The following is a 17,961-nucleotide window of genomic DNA, read 5'->3' on the forward strand; positions in this document are numbered from 1 at the left end:
TTTTTTTTGATTGCTAGCTATTAGGATAGAATACATCAACATGAATATAATCTTCATTCAGTTGATAATTCTCTTTTAAGAGCTCAGACATATCACTGATCATATTAGGAGAACCACACATATAAACTTCTATCTGATTATTCTGGCCAATCTCTTTTTTAAAGACATCCTGCACATACCCGTAATGGGCTTCAGGGTGGTCTTCTTCATCTGACCGTGATAAAGCCATATGGAAATGGAAATTTCCTAATGTGTTTTTCCAGTTATCGACAATCTCAGAGAAATAGTGATCGACTTTTCGTCTTCCCCCCCAAAAAAGATGAATATTTCGTTCATTGAATACGCCAGATTCTATTATGGATTTTATCGGTGCAAATCCTGTTCCTGTCGCAACAAAAACAATATCTCTTACCTCATCATGATAATCTGAAATAAAATCACCATAAGGCCCGTATATCCACAATACATCATTAACTTTCAGCTTTTCACAAATCACATCTGAAAACACGCCATTTTTATTCTTAGCTACATGAATTTCAACATACCCATCATCCTTCGGGATATTAGCTACAGAATAATACCGGCATTTTCCATTAGGGACTTCTATACCAATATATTGTCCCGGAATAAAATCCATCTTAGATCTTTTCGATAACTTAAATCTTATAACCGTGATTCCGGGTGTTCTTGTTATATCACATATAACAGCACCTTCTTTGGTATCTGAAAGCGTCTTATTATCACCATCTGCTTCACAAACAATATTGCTCTTGGCAATCGCGCAGCATGGTAAAAAGTAATTATCGTCCAGTTCTTTCTTTGTTAATCCAATTTTATTCCCGACCGTATACTCTATATCACCGGATAATAACTTTAACTTACAAACCCGACAGGCTCCCAACCGGCAACCATTTTTTAAAGAATGCCCGTTACTTTCGGCTTGTTCCAATATAGTTATGTTTTCATCAGAAAAAAATTCGATTTCAGTTTTATTAATACTAACAAAATGTTTCATTTTACAATTAGGATCATTCCATGCCATTCAAACATTCAACATACTTCTTCCCGGCGATAATAAATTCTTCCGGTGAAAAACCGCCGCCTGATTCTTCAATAATAAAATTACCCTGATAACCTTCACTCACCATATAGGATAATACTTTATGATAGTCGAAGTTGCCTTCATCCAACGGTAAATGAACGTGTTCGCCATTCAGTACATCATTGAAATGCGCATTCCTAATATAAGGCAGAATTCTTTTTAATCCTTCCTTATATTCTCTGGTACTGTTTTTATGCATAAATGATTCGAAATGCACAATGTCCAGAGTCAGGAAAACACTGTACTGATGGCATAAGATCTCATGCTGCTCATCACTCAGAACGATATACTTTTCTCTATCACTTCCGGTATTTTCCAGCAGGATAGTCATGCCATTTTCTTTTGCAACTTCTGATAATTTCTCGATAGATTTAGACAGTTGCTGAAAATCAAAATCAGAGATTCCATTATCATCAAATTCAAGATAGCCGGGATGAATAGTAATGTATTCAGCACCAATCTTCTTCGCTTCATAAATGAATGATTCAAGATAATCAACAGCAATAATTCTGTCCAATTCTTCACTATTCGCAATATCGGTTTTTATACCGATATAAGGTGCGTGGACAGAATAGTAAAGATCATTATCTTCTTTTAACTTATTCAATACAGCAACTTTCTCATTCCATTTCTCAGGATGATAATCAATTAAATCTCTTAGCTCTTTTTCAAATTCAATTTCAATGCGCTTAAAATCTTTACTTAACTGTTCAACCAAAACGTCTATATCTGCCGGGTTTTCAAAAATGTTTGTTGAGAAGCCAATTTTCTGAGAAAAATTCATAACCATTCCTATTAAATATCTTGCTGAGAAAGTTTACTGCTTGATAATCTGTTAAAATAAAACTTTCGTTCCAAACCCAATGTATCAGGGTTGATGAATTCGTAAGTTTCAGGGAATTTTTTAATTCCGTTTTGGTGAATACCTGCGCAAGTTGAAAACGCATATTTACCTAATAAAGGTTTATTAGGATGAGGCAATTTATTGATAATGTCATAATAAAAATTGCATAGGTTAATCAGATCCTTCATATCAATATCTGCTTTAAACCTATTTTTATATTCACTTCTATATGACAGAATTGCCATTATTTCTTCAAACGACGCATTACCACAACGCTCACCGACTCCACCCAGTGTCACCTGTACTTCATCTGCTCCGGCATCAATTGCACTGATTGAATTAGCAACCGCCAGTCCCAAATCATTGTGACAATGAACAGAGAACCGTATACCCGGAAACTTATTTTTAAAATAACTAATCAGATTACTGATATATAGCGGTGTAGCACAACCTGTTGTATCGGCAAAGCAGATATCATTAACATGGTAAGCTGTCAGTAACTCAATTTTCTCTTCTAAAAGATTAAAGCTTCCTCTTGATGAATCTTCTAAAATAGCTGAAACTTTACCTGTATAATCACTATTAGCGATATATTCCAAAGAATCTTTCAGCATCAATAATATGCTGTCTTTGGTAGAATCAAACTTTTTTCTGATATGTATTTCTGAGCCAACACACAGCAAGTTTAATTTGGGCTTTTTAAATCTGCTTAAAGCTAAAATTGTTCTTTCAATATCATCAGGTCTTAATCGACATAAAGAGGCAATATAGGTGTCTTTAAAATCTATATTAGATGATGCGGCCTCATAAAAAAACTTTTCGCTATCTTCATCTGTTACCATGCCAATCTCAATAGAATCAACCCCTAAATCAATTAAACGCGGTAACAATTTCAACTTTTTTTCATTCGAGAGTAAACACCCAATCCCCTGCTCACCATCTCTCAATGTTGTATCAAAAAAACATATTTTTTTCATTAACCCACCATGATATTAATGTAAATAAAACAGATGATATAATTAAGCTCTTTAATATAGAGCCTGTGCGCTTACTGATAAAATAAGCAGTTATAACCGTAATAATTGCAAGAGCATACTTAATTTCAAAATGATAAATTAATTCGCTGATTTTTATATTACCAAGAGAAATATTTACAATAATACTGCCAAGGATAAAACATACTGAATAATCTAAAGAGGTAATAAGAAAACCATCTTTCTTAATTTTCTTGTTACCCATTAAAAATGGTATAACCCGAAGAAGGTAACTGATTGCTCCCATCAATAAGACCATAATCATGTTCAGGCTCCCTTTTTAATTTTTAATTCATAAAATGCTATGCACATTCCAACCATAATGGGGATTGCTATATCCATAAGCTGAATATTTAATTCATTGATGAATGGTGCACACAACCCACCTACCAGCGTAGCAAAAACGGACAAATCTTTTCCGGCACGCTTAGCGGTAAGAGATGAAAAATGAATCGGAATTAACATCACAAGAAAAAGAGAGATTGAATCGTAATTCAGATAATCTGAAGATACATATCCCAATAAGGTTGCAAGAACAGCGATAACAAAACTGGGGATAGATACACCCAGATAATAATTAAACTGTGCTTTTCCTTCAGGGATCTTCTCCGAAACTAAATGAGCATGAGTTACAGTGTATGTGCTGGCACTGAATGCCAACATTGACAATACAACCTTGCTTTTTGAGATGCCATGAAAATACTGTGACATAACCATCGACATCAGAAAGAAGCGAAAGTTAATGATCAGGGTTAGTATTATCACTGATAAAAATGCGCCATTAGCAAGATAATTAACAACCGCGACCTGCAATGGTGCAGCAAAAGTGAATACAGAACCCACCATTGTCTCTATTAATGAAAGCCCTTTATTTTGATACAGAGCACCAACGGATGCAAAAATGAGGAAAAAAGAAATGCAAACAGGTAATGAATCTAACATTCCTTTTCTAAATAATGAACTTTGCATTGAACACCAACTTTTAATATCAATAAATTCACACAAAAAATCATAATATGGAAAAACATTACATTAAAAAAAATGATGCTTCAATGTTTTTGACGCTATGTTATTGAGAACAATTATTATTAATGCAGCTTTCACATTTAATTACTTTTATTCCATATTAATAAAACCATTAAATAACAAAAATAAAACCAATTAAAATCAAATAGATAAGAAAAACAAAAAAAACAAATATGTTTTTTAAAAAATGTTTCTCTATTATTAAAAAATGGAAGTAATCAACATTGTTTACAAGAACAGGTATGAACTATTAGTTTTCTCACAATATTTTCATATGAGAATTAAAATACATTATATAATTTCCTATTATATATAAATCATTGGGACTAAAAAGCCAGTCATGTATTATATTTGATAATAACTCTCATTATCAGGAAGGTAAAATGAAAATTATCCATAAAATATTATTAGCAGGAATGATTCAACTGGGCTTTACACATTTAACTTATGCAGAATCCACTCTGAGTAAAATCCAGTCCTCTGGCATATTCAGGATCGGAACGGAGGGTGCGTATGCTCCATTCAGTTATCATGATGCCTCGGGAAAATTAACTGGGTTTGATGTAGAAATCGGCCGTGAAATTGCCAAACGAATGAAAGTAAAACCTGAATTTATTGAAGGGAAATGGGATGGGCTGATTGCTGGTCTGGATGCTAGGCGATCAGATGCAGTTATGAACCAGATTGCGATTACCCCCGAACGCCAGAAAAAATATATTTTCTCCTTGCCTTATGTCATTTCAGAAGCTGTTCTGATTACCAGAACCGATAACAATAAGATTAAAACGTTTAGTGATTTAAAAGACAAAAAGTCCGCTCATACCTTAACCAATAACTTCGCCCAGATTGCGCGTCAGCACGGAGCAGAAATTATCGCTACAAATGGCTTTAATCAGGAAGTTGAGCTTGTCAGTACGGGCCGTGCAGATGCCACCATCAACGATAAACTGTCCTACCTCGATTATAAAAAACATCGCCCAGAAGCACCGGTACAAATTGTGGCAACCGATACCCATGCAGCACAGACTGCTGTACTCCTGCGCAAAAACGATACCGAGTTAAAGGCCGCAGTCGATGAAGCCATTACTGAAATCAACGCTGACGGAACTTACCAACGCATCTGGGACAAGTATTTTAGTCACTGATCCGCCAGTTCTAAGCTATAACTTTATTTTATATAAGGATGCTCTCTTATTGCCATATCATCCCTAAAACAATCTTATAAAAAATAAATACTTTTTGATGTTAATATAGGAACGATATATGACTCCATCCTGGCTCAGCTTAGCACTGGATTCTCTTTGGCCGATGATTTACGCAGGCCTGACATTCACTATTCCCCTCACCCTGATCACATTTGCCCTCGGGCTTACACTGGGGTTTATCGTTGCCCTGATCAGGCTTTACGGGCCTAAGCCATTGGTTGTAGTTGTACGTTTTTATGTCTGGCTGATCCGCGGAACACCGTTATTAGTGCAACTGTTTCTGATATTTTATGCACTGCCCAGCATCGGCATTACACTGGAAGCATTCACCTCTGCCGTGATTGGCTTTACGCTGAACGTCGGTGCTTACACATCAGAAGTTATCCGGGCTGCGCTGAGTTCAGTGCCTAAAGGCCAATGGGAGGCTTCCCACTCTATCGGCATGAGTTGGTGGCAATCCCTGCGTCGTATTGTTCTGCCACAAGCTGCAAGAGTTTCTATTCCGCCACTGTCAAATACCTTTATTTCTTTGGTAAAAGATACCTCACTGGCGTCTGTTATTACCGTGCCGGAAATGTTTCTGGCCGCACAGCGCATTGCCGCTGTGACATACCAGCCACTGATCCTGTACACCGAAGCAGCCATTCTTTATCTGCTCCTGAGTTCGCTGTTATCAGCACTGCAAACCCGTATGGAAAACAAGTTCTCTCAGCAATACGCTAAAAATAGCAATAATAAGGAAACCAATAATGATTCAGCTCTCTAACATTGAAAAAAGTTTCGACGGACAAAAGGTGCTGAAAAATATTAACCTGACGATTAAGGAAGGCAGCCTGACCGCCCTTATTGGCCCTTCTGGCAGTGGGAAAAGCACCCTGTTACGCTGCATTAATCTGCTGGAAATTCCACAGGCCGGTCAACTTATGCTGGGGAAAGAAAAAATCACGTTTACCGGCAAAGAGCGGCTTTCCCACAAGGAAATCCAGCGCTTTAGTCTGCAAACAGGCATGGTATTCCAGAATTTCCAACTTTTTCCACACCTCACTGTGATTGAAAACATCATGGAGGGGCTGATTTGGGTACAGAAATGGCCTCGTGAACGTGCCAGAGAACGGGCGATGGAGCTACTGGAAAAAGTTGAAATGTCGCATAAAGCGGATGTGTGGCCAACCACATTATCCGGTGGTCAGCAGCAGCGTGTTGCAATCGCCAGAGCGATGGCACCATCGCCAAAGGTATTATTATGTGATGAACCGACTTCAGCCCTTGACCCTGAACTATCAAAAGAAGTCGTTTCTGTACTGAAACAGTTAGCAGATGAAGGGACAACAATGTTAATGGCAACGCACGATCTGCATCTGGCTGCTAACCTTGCTCATGATGTTATCTTTCTGGAATTTGGGGAAATTATCGAATCGGGAAGCGCCAAACACATGTTTACCCGCCCGGATCACCAGCGCACCATCGAGTTTGTTTCAACTCTGACTGAAACTTTACCGGACTGGCAAATATAGAGAGCCACTACATTTTTATAAAAATTCATTTGGAGAACATCATGAAAGTATTCTTAAAATTGCTGCTTGCAGGTGCCGTTACTCTTGCTATCGCTGCTCCCAGCTATGCCGGTAAAGATTTAGATGCCATAAAAGCCTCTGGCGTATTTAAAATTGGTACAGAAGGGACTTACCCTCCATTTACCTACCACGATGCCAGCAATAAATTAACCGGCTTTGATGTCGATATTGCCAGAGAAATTGCACGCAGGATGGATGTTAAACCTGAGTTTACGGAAGTAAAATGGGATGGTTTAATTGCAGGGCTGGATGCCAAACGCTTTGATGCCGTTGTTAATCAGGTTGGTGTGACTCCTGCGCGGGAAGCCAAATTCAGCTTCTCAATTCCTTACACAACATCTCAGGTTGTTCTTATCACCCGTGATAACAATGACAGCATCAAATCCTTTGATGACCTCAAAGGAAAACGATCCGCGCAATCTTTAACCAGTAACTACGGGCAATTAGCAACATCTTATGGTGCCACGCTGGTCAGCACGGATGGTTTTAACCAGTCCGTTGATTTAGTTGCCACCGGTCGGGCTGATGCCACTCTGAATGATCGTTTGTCATTTCTAGACTTCAAAAACCATCGCCCGAATGCGCCGGTGAAAATTGTCGCTCAGCAGACTGATGCCAGTAAATCGGCCGTTTTAATGCGCAAAGGTGATCCTGAATTAGTCGAAGCGATTAATAAAGCACTGCAAGGCATGAAAGATGACGGAACTTACGCCCGTATTTCCGAGAAATACTTTGGCACTGATATTTCTAAGTAATTAGTTAACCAACTGATCAGATTATATTCTTCAATTGCATTATCTTCTGCAAAGCGTCGGATATAATCTGATCAAGCTACTCTAAATCTACATTAATGCGACAGAGCCGTAATAATTGGTACTATCCTTTTTGCCAGAGGATAAACGGTACTATGATTACAATACTTACTTTTTGTAAGCGAAAGTGAACGAGAAGATATGTCGAAATTCTCCCGATGTGGACGACAATCAAAAGAAAGTTGACTTAATATCACATTTATTTCCTGTTCAGATACAGCAATATTATCCAGCGTTAAATCTTGTCCAAGTCTTTGCCGTAGAGTGAGTAAAAAATCGGTTAAATGTTGAAGCATTATTGGAGTTTCATGGCTATCGGGCAACCAATATACATCGTACGAATTCGTTCTATAAATGCGTGGGTGTATATCTGTAACGAAACTTGGCCCATTAACAATCTCATCAGGGTGAGCTAATCCTAGAGCGTGTCCCATCTCATGAAGTATCAGTGCATATGTATTATGCTCTGCATACTCTCTAAAAGATCTACCTCTCCCCATAGCGTCTTCCCAGTTGGTGAAAACATCATCTGTTATAGGAATACTTGGCCGGAAAAATATCCCTGCTGATGTGATGCCGTAGTCTGTCACATCCTCTTCATATTCTCTCGAATGAGGGAAGACAGTGTATGCATCCAAATTCCCAAGATAAAGGCCTGCATTACTACTATCTAGCATAACAGGTAGCATCGTTTGCAAAATGAAATTTGCAGATTCTCCTTCTCTCCTTTCCCTAACAGTGAAATGTGGTGCTGTCACACGACTCCAATATACTGCAGCGCGTTGCATAAGTGGTGCAATCGGAATATTTTCAACATCATCATGGTGTGTATACTGTATTGATAAATTTGGATCAGACAGTGTATATCGTAGTACACTGCCATACCCTACTAGAGGATTGTAGGTATCACCATTTTCATCAAAAAATAAACCGACAACAAAGTTTTTGGGATCACTATCAGATAGCGTTTTATTATCTGCTATGGCAGAAAATGGCGGAAACGACGATACCATGAATATTAAAATAAATATTTTCTTTATTAGATTCATTATAGTTTCTCCTACATTACCAAATATCCCATCCAGCCCATAATAGTACTATCAGTTCATTCTCCTGATCATCCGAGTTTGGAATACATTCCACATAAACTTTCAGCTTTGGAGAAAATTTAAATAACCATCATTAAACCATCAATTTTATTGTGCAAAATGACTCCCGCCATGCGGAAAAAAATTAAAAATATATAAAAACAATAAATAAAATTAAATTTCCATGTTAATTAATCATTCCGAAAAATTTGATATGATATTAAAATGAATTGCGTCTCATTATTTTTAAAGTAATTGCACCACATGAAAGATGCACACAGGGAACAAAAATAAATTTTATGACAATTAAATAAAAATAATAATTAAGCTAAAATAAAAACCAGAAAGAACCAGAAAGAACCAGAAAGAACCAGTAAAGTTCTATATTTTTGTGACCATAATACTTTATTATAGTGTCTAATTTTTAATTCTGCTATTTTGCCATAAAAAATTTTAAATAGGTTGAGAAAATAAAATTAAATACTTTTATATACAGTTGATTTCAGGATATATTCAATTCATGCTATTACCCAAAGCGCTTAGTCAAGCGCTGTCATCCAGTACCAAAAAAATCAAAATACATAACGAGGGAACAATGGTCAAAAATACAACACCCGACTACATCATCCGCCCTATTACCCAACAAGATAACCCTAATATTGCCGCCATTATTCGCGAGGTATCCGCCGAGCACGGTTTAACCGCTGACAAAGGCTTCGCCGTCGCTGACCCAATTCTGGATACTCTGTACGAAGTTTACAGCCAGCCCCGCAGTGCATACTGGGTTGTTGAAATGGCGGGGAAAGTTGTTGGAGGTGGTGGCGTTGCTCCACTGTCAGGAGGCGATAGTAATACCTGTGAACTGCAAAAAATGTATCTTTCTTCAGCATTACGGGGCAAGGGTGTTGCCAGACAAATCGTAAAACAATCGCTGGAGTTCGGTGTGGAACAGGGCTTTACGCGCTGTTATTTAGAAACGACAGAAAACCTGAAAGCAGCCATCGCTCTGTATGAAAAACTGGGCTTCAGCTACCTTGATGCGCCCCTAGGCAATACTGGGCACAGTGATTGTGAGGTTAGAATGGTTAAGATGCTGTAAAAACATAATAATATGCCCCGCGCGAACCGTGGGGCAAATGCGATAGAAAACTCAGTGTAATCTGGGTTCATCTTCTTCCGGGAAAAGATCACCTACATCATCGTCATCATCTGAAGCATTAGGGTCTTCAAAATAAGTTCCCCAGCCATCGTAATTCACACCCATTTTTTCAGCCAGATCCATCAATTGCTCAACCTGTGCGATGATCAGATCAGCCTCCAGACGGCTCTCACTGATTACATCACAACACATCAAAATAACGCGATCTTCTGTTTCCAGCTCTTCCGCATCTGTCACTTCATAACCAAGTTTAAATGCTTCAACTGCTGCTTTCTCCAGACGGTCAAAATCGTCTGCTGAAAAGTGGTGTTCAATGATATAAAGCGCTTCAGGATCACTGCCATCTTCCAATAACTCTTCGATGATCAAGCGAGTTTCTTCGCGCTGTTCTTCCAGTGCATGTGGGTCTGCCATGCCAATCCCCTCTGTCAGTTGGCTATCCTGTTCCGCATTCTCCCATCTTTTCTTTGCAAAGGATATAGCTATCCCGTGCTGTTAAACCAAAAGTACAGGCCTTAAGCGCCGGGTCACAATTCTCTTGGCTATCCTTAAATCTTCAATACACACTATACACTTCGTCTTTCCAGTTGCCTCTTTGTTGGCTGCGCTCGTTCACCCCAGTCATATAGTTATCTATGCTCCTGGGGGTTCTCTCTCTTGCCGCCGCGACGCATCTTGAAATCCATTGTGTATATAGCGCTTGTAATAAGATTTTTTATTGATATATAGTGCATATTAATTCAATTTATCCCTATGGAGAAAATGTCACATGAATCCATTTTTTCACCGTCATCTCCTGAGATTACTTGATTACAAGCCTAAAGAAATTGAGCTTTTTTTATCTCTGTCAATGAAATTGAAATCGAATAAAAAATCAGGTAAAGAAATTCCCTTGCTGGCAGGAAAGAATATCGCCCTGATTTTTGAGAAAGACTCCACCCGCACACGCTGTGCATTTGAAGTTGCAGCACATGACCAAGGAGCTAATGTCACCTATTTAGGTCCCAGCGGCAGCCAGATTGGGCATAAGGAGTCGATCAGGGATACAGCAAGGGTACTTGGGCGTTGGTATGATGGCATTCAGTACCGTGGCTATGGGCAGACAATAGTCGATACGCTGGCAGAATATGCTGGTGTTCCCGTCTGGAATGGACTAACGGATGAGTTCCACCCGACTCAGCTACTGGCAGATTTGCTGACGATGCAGGAACACAGTAGAAAACCCTTAACTGAAATAAAACTGGCCTATCTGGGCGATGCCCGTAATAACATGGGTAACAGCTTGCTGGAATCGGCTGCATTAACGGGATTAGATTTGCGTATGGTTGCACCAAAAACCTGCTGGCCGGATGCTCAATTAGTGAGTGAATGCCAAAAACAGGCAACGAAAACAGGTGGAAAAATCACACTGACGGAAGATATCGCGGCTGGCGTACAGGCAGCTGATTTCCTTTATACCGATGTCTGGGTCTCAATGGGTGAGCCTAAAAATGTCTGGCAGGAGCGCATTGAATTATTAGCGCCTTATCAGGTTAATATGGATCTCGTGAAACTAACGGGAAATCCAGATGTGAAATTCCTGCATTGCCTGCCGGCTTTTCATAATGAAGAAACCATTCTTGGTAAACAGCTTGCGGAAGAATTCAACTTGTCTGGTGGTCTGGAAGTGACTAATGATGTGTTTGAATCAGAATACAGCATTGTTTTTGATCAGGCAGAAAACCGTATGCATACGATTAAGGCTATCATGGTGGCTACATTGGTTAAAGAATTAGACTTTGATATTTAACACGCTATTTGAGAACTAACTTTATATACAATGGATTTCAAAATGCGTCGCGGCGGCAAGGGAGAAACAAATTCGTCAGGTACGAATTTGCCCGGCCAAAGGCTGAGCTCCAGTGAGAGACTGGAGCCTCTCAGTAATCTCCGGAGCATAGATAATCGTATGTTTATAAATACGGTAACTAGGGTAAGTGAGTGCAGCCAATATAAACATAGAAACAACTTGAAAGACGAAATGTCTATAAGTGGAAATTAAAATAGACGCCAGCATCTTAGCAACCGGCGTCTCAACAGATATCGGCTTAGTCAACAAGATATAATGAACTAAAGTCGTTGGTTGTTTCCACTAGAAAAGTATGACGGCATCCAAAATTATCCACTATCTCGGCCATACAGCCCGCATTTATTTTTCTTTCGTGATGAACGCGATTATCACAAAATCCAAGAGTTGCTCTGAACTCATTATTTTTAATGGGAAAATGTAAAATAGTATCTCCACCCGGTACGTTTTCCGTTCTTATTAAACTCTTAACTGGAATATCTAAAATATCCCTTTTTAACATGACACTCATTCGTGCAGGATCTTCACCAGGCAAATTACGACCTATAATGCCACCTTCAGGAATAGCCTCGTATTTAAAACAAAGAACTTTATATTCTTTAATGTATAATGAATCTGGTAGTCCCCAAGAATAAAAACTAATACTTATATAATTTCTGGTTTCAAATTCATTTAAATAAGCTATTTTTTGTTCTAACTTAAGTTCACGATGATCTACTTTATACGGTGCACGGGGTAATATTGTTACTACTTTATCATCTTGTGTGCTGGAAGAGTATATTTTTCCATTAATGGTCACTGTCGCTACAAGCTCCATTTTATCACTTGCTTCCGCCCGAAAATAGCGATAAATAGTCTCTGGATTTGTATCTCCCTGCTTACTTTTATTCTCATTGATTGTATTACTATTTATTACTTCTCCCCTAATTCCTTCATCATACTGATTCTTTACTTTATCACAGAACCAGGGAGAGCTGAGAGGAGTTTTGGGATGCTTTTTACTCGCTAGCGTCACACTCTCCTTTTCGTCTTCAGTTAATGGCGTATCGACACCATCCACTTGTTTTATAATATTAATAACCAATGTGACTTGCTGTCTACCATTATAATAAAATTTATCCGTCCTTCTGGGATCTCCAGAAGATATTTTAATATCAAATGTGCGAAAAGTAACATTCATTTAATTATCTCCTCATTTATTATATTTATACCATTCCTATAACTGTGATAATGAGAAATATAATAATCAATTAATTTAAATATAGAATAACCCCACCAAATGGTCAGAAAAACACAAGGTTTGTTTAAAATGGAAAGTCACTTTAATAAGCTATGTCCATTGTCTTTCAGATTGTAAACTCAAAAGACAATGGATAATATTTCGAACATAAATATATTGTAGAATACAAATATCAACCTAAGCTCAACGAAGTTTCAACGCCGGCTAAATACTAATTTAACCGCAAAAAACAGAAATAATCCTCCTGTCGCCCGGTTCATCCATTTGATGACATTACCACGCTTTAACACATGGGAAAGCGGACGTGTGGCAAAAATCAGAATCAGTGACCATATCGTACCCAGTGCGGCATGAATAGCAACTAAGCCAAATGTCCAGATCATGGGTGAATGCCCCTGAGGAATAAACTGAGGCAAGAAAGAGACATAAAACACACCTACTTTTGGGTTCAGTACATTTCCCAGCATGCCCCTGATAAACCAGTTCGACGCTTTAACCGAAGAAGTATTCACACCACCAAGATCGGTATTAGGGCGAAAGATCATCTGAAGACCTAACCAGCATAAATACAGCGCTCCACACCATTTCAGAATATTGAATGCCAGTTCAGATACAGCGATCAATGCACCCAAGCCAAATGCCACCATCGCTCCCCATATAAAACATCCGGCATCAATTCCAAGAGCGGCCTGAAAGGCTTTTTTGCCACCTTCCGCCGCGGCGGTTCTTAAAACCAAAGCTGTATCCAGACCGGGAGTTAATGTCAATAACGTAGCAGCAATCATGAATGCCAATAGAGAATCCAAAACTGTCATTTTTATCTCCAGAGTTAGGTGTGCATAAACATGTTTAATTATGATGTTACTTCATACTGATATATTCGACAGGAACCGCCTTTGTCAACCAGACACCGTTCTCGGCCTGATGGAATTTAATTCCCTGTTCATACATTATCCGCCCAGCCTTCACTATCCAGTGTTAGACCAATGGATTCAGGCTGATGACGCAATACGTAACTTAAAAATTTGCTGGTTTTAGTATCGATATGATCCATGTTTTCCCTCAGTAATCGGCGTTTTTATCTATTTTTCATTACCCAACGCTTCAGATAACTATCAAGTAAATCCTGATTGCGTTCACGATTATCCTTCAGCTCACAACGCACTACTGCCTCATTCAGTTCTGATTCAATAAATGCATGGACTCCCGGCTTGCGCAAACCATATTCTGCTTCATTGGCAGCTCGTTTAATTCGCAGTAAATCTGCAATTTCTGCTTTCAATTGAGGATCATAAACTGTACCCGCCACCAGCGTTTCAAAATCTATGGGAGGAGTGCCTTTACCCATCTCAATCCAACGCACAGCCAGTAATGGACGTAATACGTAAAAGTATTTTTTTAGCCGAACCTGCTCGCCCTGCAAATAACCCCTGAAGTTTTTCTTCGCCATTGAAAGATAGTGATAACGCGCTTTAATATCCGAAAAAAAATGCGGCACCATCGCTTTCAGCCCATTAGTTGCAGCCGCATCTGCATGATAGATGACGGGAGAATCCAGCCATTCCATCAAAGTCGGGTTAGCCTGCTTCAATAGTTTTAAAGCCTTGCGCAACTCCCAGCCACTGATATCCAGCTCATCATTTATCGGCTGTTCAATCACATCCCGCCCAGGTTCCACTTTGAGATACCAGTCCACGGGGTGAACATAAATGAATCGCACATCATAATCACTGTCCGGTGATGCAAAGCCCCACCCTCGACTGCCAGACTCACAGGCGTACAGTATCCGCACGCCATATTTTTTCTCTATTTTATACAGTTCTCTTTTAATACGAGCCCGCATTGCCGGGCTGACTGTTTCTGCTTCCCTTTCCATTTTCTTTTTCCTGCTGCGATCTTTCTAACCTTTTACACAAACTACCTGACGTAAAGTATGCACGATTTCCACCAATGAAGACTGAGCAGCCATTACTGCATCAATATCTTTATATGCCATCGGGATCTCGTCGATGACATCACTATCTTTTCGGCATTCCACATGCGCAGTGGCTTGTTTCTGATCGTTCACTGTAAAGCGTTTTTTCGCTTCAGTACGGCTCATTACACGCCCAGCGCCGTGGCTACATGAGCAAAAACTTTCTTCATTTCCAAGCCCTCGGACAATATAACTTTTTGCCCCCATCGAACCCGGAATGATCCCCATCTGGCCTTTACGGGCTGATACCGCTCCTTTACGGGTTACCAAAATCTCTTCACCGTAGTGTTGCTCACGCTGTACATAGTTATGGTGGCAATTCACAGCTTCTTGTTGTGTTGTGAACGGTTTTGGTATCTCGCGTGATAACGCCTCAAGTACCCGATGCATCATCACTTCCCTATTCTGGCGCGCATAGTCCTGTGCCCAGTCCACCGCTTCCATATAATCATCGAAATAGCGATTTCCTTCCTCAAAATACGCCAAATCACGATCAGGCAGGTTAGCGATATGTTGCTGCATATCTTTCTGCGCCAGTGTAATAAACAGATTACCAATGGCATTTCCTACTCCACGGGAACCGCTATGCAGCATTATCCAAACGCGATCTGCCTCATCAAGGCACAGCTCAATAAAATGGTTCCCTGTTCCCAGCGTTCCCAAATGCTGACGGTTATTGGTGTTCAGCAGTTTCGGGTATTTATCGGTGATATGTTTGAAGCGACCTGCTAACGTTGCCCAATGTTGATCCACCACTTCCGGCACCTTATTCCAGGAACCTTTATCCCGCCCGCCGCGGTTCACAGTACGACCATGCGGTACAGCAGCTTCAATAGCATGGCGGATATTCAGCAAATTATCCGGTAAATCTGACGCCACCAATGAAGTGCGCACAGCAATCATTCCGCAGCCAATATCCACTCCAACGGCTGCCGGAATAATAGCGCCGCGAGTCGGGATCACACTCCCGATGGTAGAACCTTTACCGACATGCACATCCGGCATCACTGCCAGATGCTTAAATACAAAAGGCATCTTGGCTGTATTTTGTAATTGAGTAATCGCTTTTGGATCAACCGGCACCCCATTCGTCCACATTTTTACCGGAGCACCGCTCTCCTGAGTCAATAAGTTATAAGCGTTGGTTTTCATTTCAGTTATCGTCATTTTTGTTCTCCTTTAATTTGTACCAATCCGTTTAATACTTGATCTAAACCGCCATAAACTGAGATCTGATTAATGCGTTCCGCAATACTTTCCAGTGTTTCCAGCTCTTTCAGGCGTAAGGCAATCGGGTTGTTCTCCATTACTTTGGCAGTATTCAGAAGTGATCGGGTTGCCGCCGTTTCTTCCCGACGACGAATAACATTCGCCTGTGCAGACTTTTCTGCTTCCACAACCTGTGACAAAATGGTCTTCATATCGCCGGGCAAAATAATGTCTTTCACACCAAGTGATGCCACTTCCAAACCAAAACGCTGGGCAATCTGCTGGATCTTTTCACCAACCAGATCATCAATAACCTGCTTATTCTCCAACAATTCATCCAGTGAGCGCGTTCCTACTATTTCACGCAAAGCAAATTGCAACTCGCGGTACAAATATGAAACTGGATCACTGAGCTGTTCGTATGCCATCAGAACATCCTGATAACGCCAGTTAGCAGATAAGTTAATGCGCAGATTTACCTTGTCACGGGTCAGTATCTCCTGACCACTGATTTCCAATACCTGTAACCGGGTATCAACAATTTCAACGAGCACATCATGCCCAACACGCCAATAACCTTTTAAACCCGGCTGTAATAATTCCTGTGCAATTCCATCAACCTTCAAAATCCCTACATGCCAAGCCGGGATTTGAGTAATCAGTACACAATCTGAACCTTTCACACTGCGTTTTCGCGCCATAGCAGACATTAACAGTGAAACCAATTCAGCATCAGCTTCCAGCTCAGAGGATTTCAATACCTCTATGCGGCGGGGATTTCCATTCTTCCAGTGCAAACTGCGGGTTGCCGGAGGCAGAATTTCGACCAACACAGCATGCTCGTATAGCAACCCCATTTCATCATCGGCTATGTCAATACCATCACAAAATTCGTCTACCCAATCGCTATGCTGCTGACGTAGATATTCAGCCAGATTATCTTCAACCTTAGCTTGTGAACGGGTATCGACAATTTCCACAGAGATGTCATAGCCAACACGCCAATATCCATACAAACCCGGCTGTAGCAACTCCTGTACAGTGCCATCAATTTTCAGAATACCGATCTGCCATACTGAAATCTGAGCAATCAGGATATTATCCAACCCTTTCACAGTGCGTTTATGGGTTTTCGCAGCGTGCAACAGGGAGACTAATTCAGGTGAAATCTCCTGTTCCGTCGTTTTACAGATTTCACATCGGCGCAACCCACTATTTTTCCAATATAGGCGGCGAGTTGCAGAGGGTATAATTTCATTCAGTAAATCATACTCATACAATAGTCCCATCTCATCTTCAGCCAGCTGGATATCATCACAATACTGTTCGACCCAATCGGCATGATACTGGCGTAAATGCTCTGCCAATTTTGCTTCTATTGCGCCACCAGTAAGGTTAAAAGTCGTCAATTGCAGTTTGTTAAACCAATCGCTAAAACGATATTCACCTGCGGTTAAAACCTGTAAGTACTCACCTTCTTTTGCCAGCAAACCAATTTGTCCCTGCAATATTTTTATTTTCTTCATCATAGTTATTTTTCCTTTTCATTCCCTGCACTCTGAAAACTGGGCATCAGGGCGAAGCCAAGGGGGAAATACATCGGTACTCAGACAGCAGCAGCTCAGTATTCTGCCCTTAACCCAGCATCATCTACCGAGTTTTCAAAGCGGTGACTCTCAAGCGGCAGTCACAGGGGTTTTCACTTCTATATTTTATTTTGTGTTTTACTTGGAGAGTAAAAGACCATATCCCTTATATGGTGCGAACTTGGGACTCGAACCCAATGTAACCCTGTGTTATTCGCTAAACGTCCCTCGCTGGCGGAATACATGCAGTGAAATGGCCTC

18 protein-coding genes and 1 pseudogene are annotated in these 17,961 nt (G+C 40.2%); 6 read left to right on the forward strand and 13 right to left on the reverse strand.

The features are described 5' to 3' along the window. Positions 1-13: 13 nt before the first annotated feature. Genes AACS92_RS17340 through AACS92_RS17360 form a run of 5 tightly spaced genes read right to left on the reverse strand, consistent with a single transcriptional unit; the run spans position 14 to position 3,949 of the window. Positions 14-1,042, reverse strand: coding sequence for an FAD-binding oxidoreductase (locus AACS92_RS17340; RefSeq protein ID WP_099109031.1), 1,029 nt, complete (start codon positions 1,040-1,042; stop codon positions 14-16). Continuing rightward, positions 1,029-1,886, reverse strand: a complete 858-nt coding sequence (locus tag AACS92_RS17345; protein ID WP_193756877.1) for a sugar phosphate isomerase/epimerase family protein — start codon at positions 1,884-1,886, stop codon at positions 1,029-1,031. The genes AACS92_RS17340 and AACS92_RS17345 overlap by 14 nt, the downstream gene beginning before the upstream one ends. Positions 1,887-1,897: 11 nt before the next feature. After that, positions 1,898-2,923 carry a LeuA family protein gene (locus AACS92_RS17350; RefSeq protein WP_099109033.1) on the reverse strand — a complete coding sequence of 342 codons (1,026 nt, stop codon included), beginning with the start codon at positions 2,921-2,923 and terminating at the stop codon, positions 1,898-1,900. Beyond that, entirely contained in the window at positions 2,901-3,245 is a 345-nt protein-coding gene (locus AACS92_RS17355) for an AzlD domain-containing protein (protein WP_099109034.1), read from the reverse strand. Before AACS92_RS17355 ends, AACS92_RS17350 begins: the two co-directional genes overlap by 23 nt. Positions 3,246-3,247: 2 nt before the next feature. Beyond that, entirely contained in the window at positions 3,248-3,949 is a 702-nt protein-coding gene (locus tag AACS92_RS17360; protein WP_099109035.1) for an AzlC family ABC transporter permease, read from the reverse strand. A 440-nt stretch (positions 3,950-4,389) separates the two neighbouring features. Here AACS92_RS17360 and AACS92_RS17365 point away from each other — a divergent pair, with 440 nt between their 5' ends. The 4 genes from AACS92_RS17365 to AACS92_RS17380 all read left to right on the forward strand — a co-directional run bounded on the left by AACS92_RS17365 (position 4,390) and on the right by AACS92_RS17380 (position 7,540). After that, the gene (locus tag AACS92_RS17365) at positions 4,390-5,151 is read left to right on the forward strand and encodes an amino acid ABC transporter substrate-binding protein (RefSeq protein ID WP_099109036.1); all 762 of its coding nucleotides are present in this window, start codon (positions 4,390-4,392) and stop codon (positions 5,149-5,151) included. Between the two features lie 118 nt (positions 5,152-5,269). Continuing rightward, a complete protein-coding gene (locus tag AACS92_RS17370) occupies positions 5,270-5,977 on the forward strand; it encodes an amino acid ABC transporter permease (RefSeq protein WP_099109037.1) in 708 nt (235 codons plus the stop codon). Beyond that, positions 5,961-6,725 carry an amino acid ABC transporter ATP-binding protein gene (locus AACS92_RS17375; protein WP_099109038.1) on the forward strand — a complete coding sequence of 255 codons (765 nt, stop codon included), beginning with the start codon at positions 5,961-5,963 and terminating at the stop codon, positions 6,723-6,725. The genes AACS92_RS17370 and AACS92_RS17375 overlap by 17 nt, the downstream gene beginning before the upstream one ends. 41 nt (positions 6,726-6,766) lie before the next feature. Continuing rightward, the gene (locus AACS92_RS17380) at positions 6,767-7,540 is read left to right on the forward strand and encodes an amino acid ABC transporter substrate-binding protein (protein WP_099109039.1); all 774 of its coding nucleotides are present in this window, start codon (positions 6,767-6,769) and stop codon (positions 7,538-7,540) included. A gap of 92 nt (positions 7,541-7,632) precedes the next feature. Here AACS92_RS17380 and AACS92_RS17385 read toward each other — a convergent pair whose 3' ends face one another. Next, positions 7,633-8,646, reverse strand: a complete 1,014-nt coding sequence (locus tag AACS92_RS17385) for a hypothetical protein (protein WP_099109040.1) — start codon at positions 8,644-8,646, stop codon at positions 7,633-7,635. A gap of 634 nt (positions 8,647-9,280) precedes the next feature. Between AACS92_RS17385 and AACS92_RS17390 the strand changes: the two genes are divergently transcribed. Then, the gene (locus tag AACS92_RS17390) at positions 9,281-9,784 is read left to right on the forward strand and encodes a GNAT family N-acetyltransferase (protein WP_099109057.1); all 504 of its coding nucleotides are present in this window, start codon (positions 9,281-9,283) and stop codon (positions 9,782-9,784) included. A 51-nt stretch (positions 9,785-9,835) separates the two neighbouring features. Here AACS92_RS17390 and rraB read toward each other — a convergent pair whose 3' ends face one another. Continuing rightward, a complete protein-coding gene (rraB, locus tag AACS92_RS17395) occupies positions 9,836-10,258 on the reverse strand; it encodes a ribonuclease E inhibitor RraB (RefSeq protein ID WP_099109041.1) in 423 nt (140 codons plus the stop codon). Positions 10,259-10,613: 355 nt separating this feature from the next. On the opposite strand from rraB, the gene argF reads away from it, so the two are divergent. Further along, positions 10,614-11,633 carry an ornithine carbamoyltransferase gene (gene argF, locus AACS92_RS17400; RefSeq protein WP_099109042.1) on the forward strand — a complete coding sequence of 340 codons (1,020 nt, stop codon included), beginning with the start codon at positions 10,614-10,616 and terminating at the stop codon, positions 11,631-11,633. A 298-nt stretch (positions 11,634-11,931) separates the two neighbouring features. Here the strand turns inward: argF and AACS92_RS17405 are convergent, their stop codons facing one another. The 6 genes and pseudogenes from AACS92_RS17405 to AACS92_RS17430 all read right to left on the reverse strand — a co-directional run bounded on the left by AACS92_RS17405 (position 11,932) and on the right by AACS92_RS17430 (position 17,208). Continuing rightward, a complete protein-coding gene (locus tag AACS92_RS17405) occupies positions 11,932-12,870 on the reverse strand; it encodes a hypothetical protein (RefSeq protein WP_099109043.1) in 939 nt (312 codons plus the stop codon). A gap of 254 nt (positions 12,871-13,124) precedes the next feature. Beyond that, positions 13,125-13,745: a LysE family translocator gene (locus AACS92_RS17410; protein WP_099109044.1), complete on the reverse strand. Its 621-nt coding sequence runs from the start codon at positions 13,743-13,745 to the stop codon at positions 13,125-13,127. A 137-nt stretch (positions 13,746-13,882) separates the two neighbouring features. Next, positions 13,883-13,984: pseudogene (locus AACS92_RS17415) on the reverse strand (RNA 2'-phosphotransferase); the annotation flags it as partial. A gap of 24 nt (positions 13,985-14,008) precedes the next feature. Continuing rightward, complete coding sequence (locus tag AACS92_RS17420) at positions 14,009-14,806, reverse strand: nucleotidyltransferase domain-containing protein (RefSeq protein WP_193756879.1); 798 nt, start codon at positions 14,804-14,806, stop codon at positions 14,009-14,011. Between the two features lie 24 nt (positions 14,807-14,830). Further along, positions 14,831-16,057, reverse strand: a complete 1,227-nt coding sequence (locus tag AACS92_RS17425) for an RtcB family protein (protein WP_099109059.1) — start codon at positions 16,055-16,057, stop codon at positions 14,831-14,833. A gap of 11 nt (positions 16,058-16,068) precedes the next feature. Next, positions 16,069-17,208 carry a slipin family protein gene (locus tag AACS92_RS17430; RefSeq protein WP_241537902.1) on the reverse strand — a complete coding sequence of 380 codons (1,140 nt, stop codon included), beginning with the start codon at positions 17,206-17,208 and terminating at the stop codon, positions 16,069-16,071. Positions 17,209-17,961: the final 753 nt, after the last annotated feature.

Source organism: Xenorhabdus sp. KJ12.1 (assembly GCF_963876495.1).
Lineage (GTDB): Bacteria > Pseudomonadota > Gammaproteobacteria > Enterobacterales > Enterobacteriaceae > Xenorhabdus > Xenorhabdus stockiae.

Bases quoted from the DNA above. Each gene is read 5' to 3' on its own strand.
- AACS92_RS17340 (WP_099109031.1), bottom strand. From the start codon at position 1,042: ATGGCATGGAATGATCCTAATTGTAAAATGAAACATTTTGTTAGTATT.
- AACS92_RS17345 (WP_193756877.1), bottom strand. From the start codon at position 1,886: ATGAATTTTTCTCAGAAAATTGGCTTCTCAACAAACATTTTTGAAAAC.
- AACS92_RS17350 (WP_099109033.1), bottom strand. From the start codon at position 2,923: ATGAAAAAAATATGTTTTTTTGATACAACATTGAGAGATGGTGAGCAG.
- AACS92_RS17355 (WP_099109034.1), bottom strand. From the start codon at position 3,245: ATGATTATGGTCTTATTGATGGGAGCAATCAGTTACCTTCTTCGGGTT.
- AACS92_RS17360 (WP_099109035.1), bottom strand. From the start codon at position 3,949: ATGCAAAGTTCATTATTTAGAAAAGGAATGTTAGATTCATTACCTGTT.
- AACS92_RS17365 (WP_099109036.1), top strand. From the start codon at position 4,390: ATGAAAATTATCCATAAAATATTATTAGCAGGAATGATTCAACTGGGC.
- AACS92_RS17370 (WP_099109037.1), top strand. From the start codon at position 5,270: ATGACTCCATCCTGGCTCAGCTTAGCACTGGATTCTCTTTGGCCGATG.
- AACS92_RS17375 (WP_099109038.1), top strand. From the start codon at position 5,961: ATGATTCAGCTCTCTAACATTGAAAAAAGTTTCGACGGACAAAAGGTG.
- AACS92_RS17380 (WP_099109039.1), top strand. From the start codon at position 6,767: ATGAAAGTATTCTTAAAATTGCTGCTTGCAGGTGCCGTTACTCTTGCT.
- AACS92_RS17385 (WP_099109040.1), bottom strand. From the start codon at position 8,646: ATGAATCTAATAAAGAAAATATTTATTTTAATATTCATGGTATCGTCG.
- AACS92_RS17390 (WP_099109057.1), top strand. From the start codon at position 9,281: ATGGTCAAAAATACAACACCCGACTACATCATCCGCCCTATTACCCAA.
- rraB (WP_099109041.1), bottom strand. From the start codon at position 10,258: ATGGCAGACCCACATGCACTGGAAGAACAGCGCGAAGAAACTCGCTTG.
- argF (WP_099109042.1), top strand. From the start codon at position 10,614: ATGAATCCATTTTTTCACCGTCATCTCCTGAGATTACTTGATTACAAG.
- AACS92_RS17405 (WP_099109043.1), bottom strand. From the start codon at position 12,870: ATGAATGTTACTTTTCGCACATTTGATATTAAAATATCTTCTGGAGAT.
- AACS92_RS17410 (WP_099109044.1), bottom strand. From the start codon at position 13,745: ATGACAGTTTTGGATTCTCTATTGGCATTCATGATTGCTGCTACGTTA.
- AACS92_RS17420 (WP_193756879.1), bottom strand. From the start codon at position 14,806: ATGGAAAGGGAAGCAGAAACAGTCAGCCCGGCAATGCGGGCTCGTATT.
- AACS92_RS17425 (WP_099109059.1), bottom strand. From the start codon at position 16,057: ATGAAAACCAACGCTTATAACTTATTGACTCAGGAGAGCGGTGCTCCG.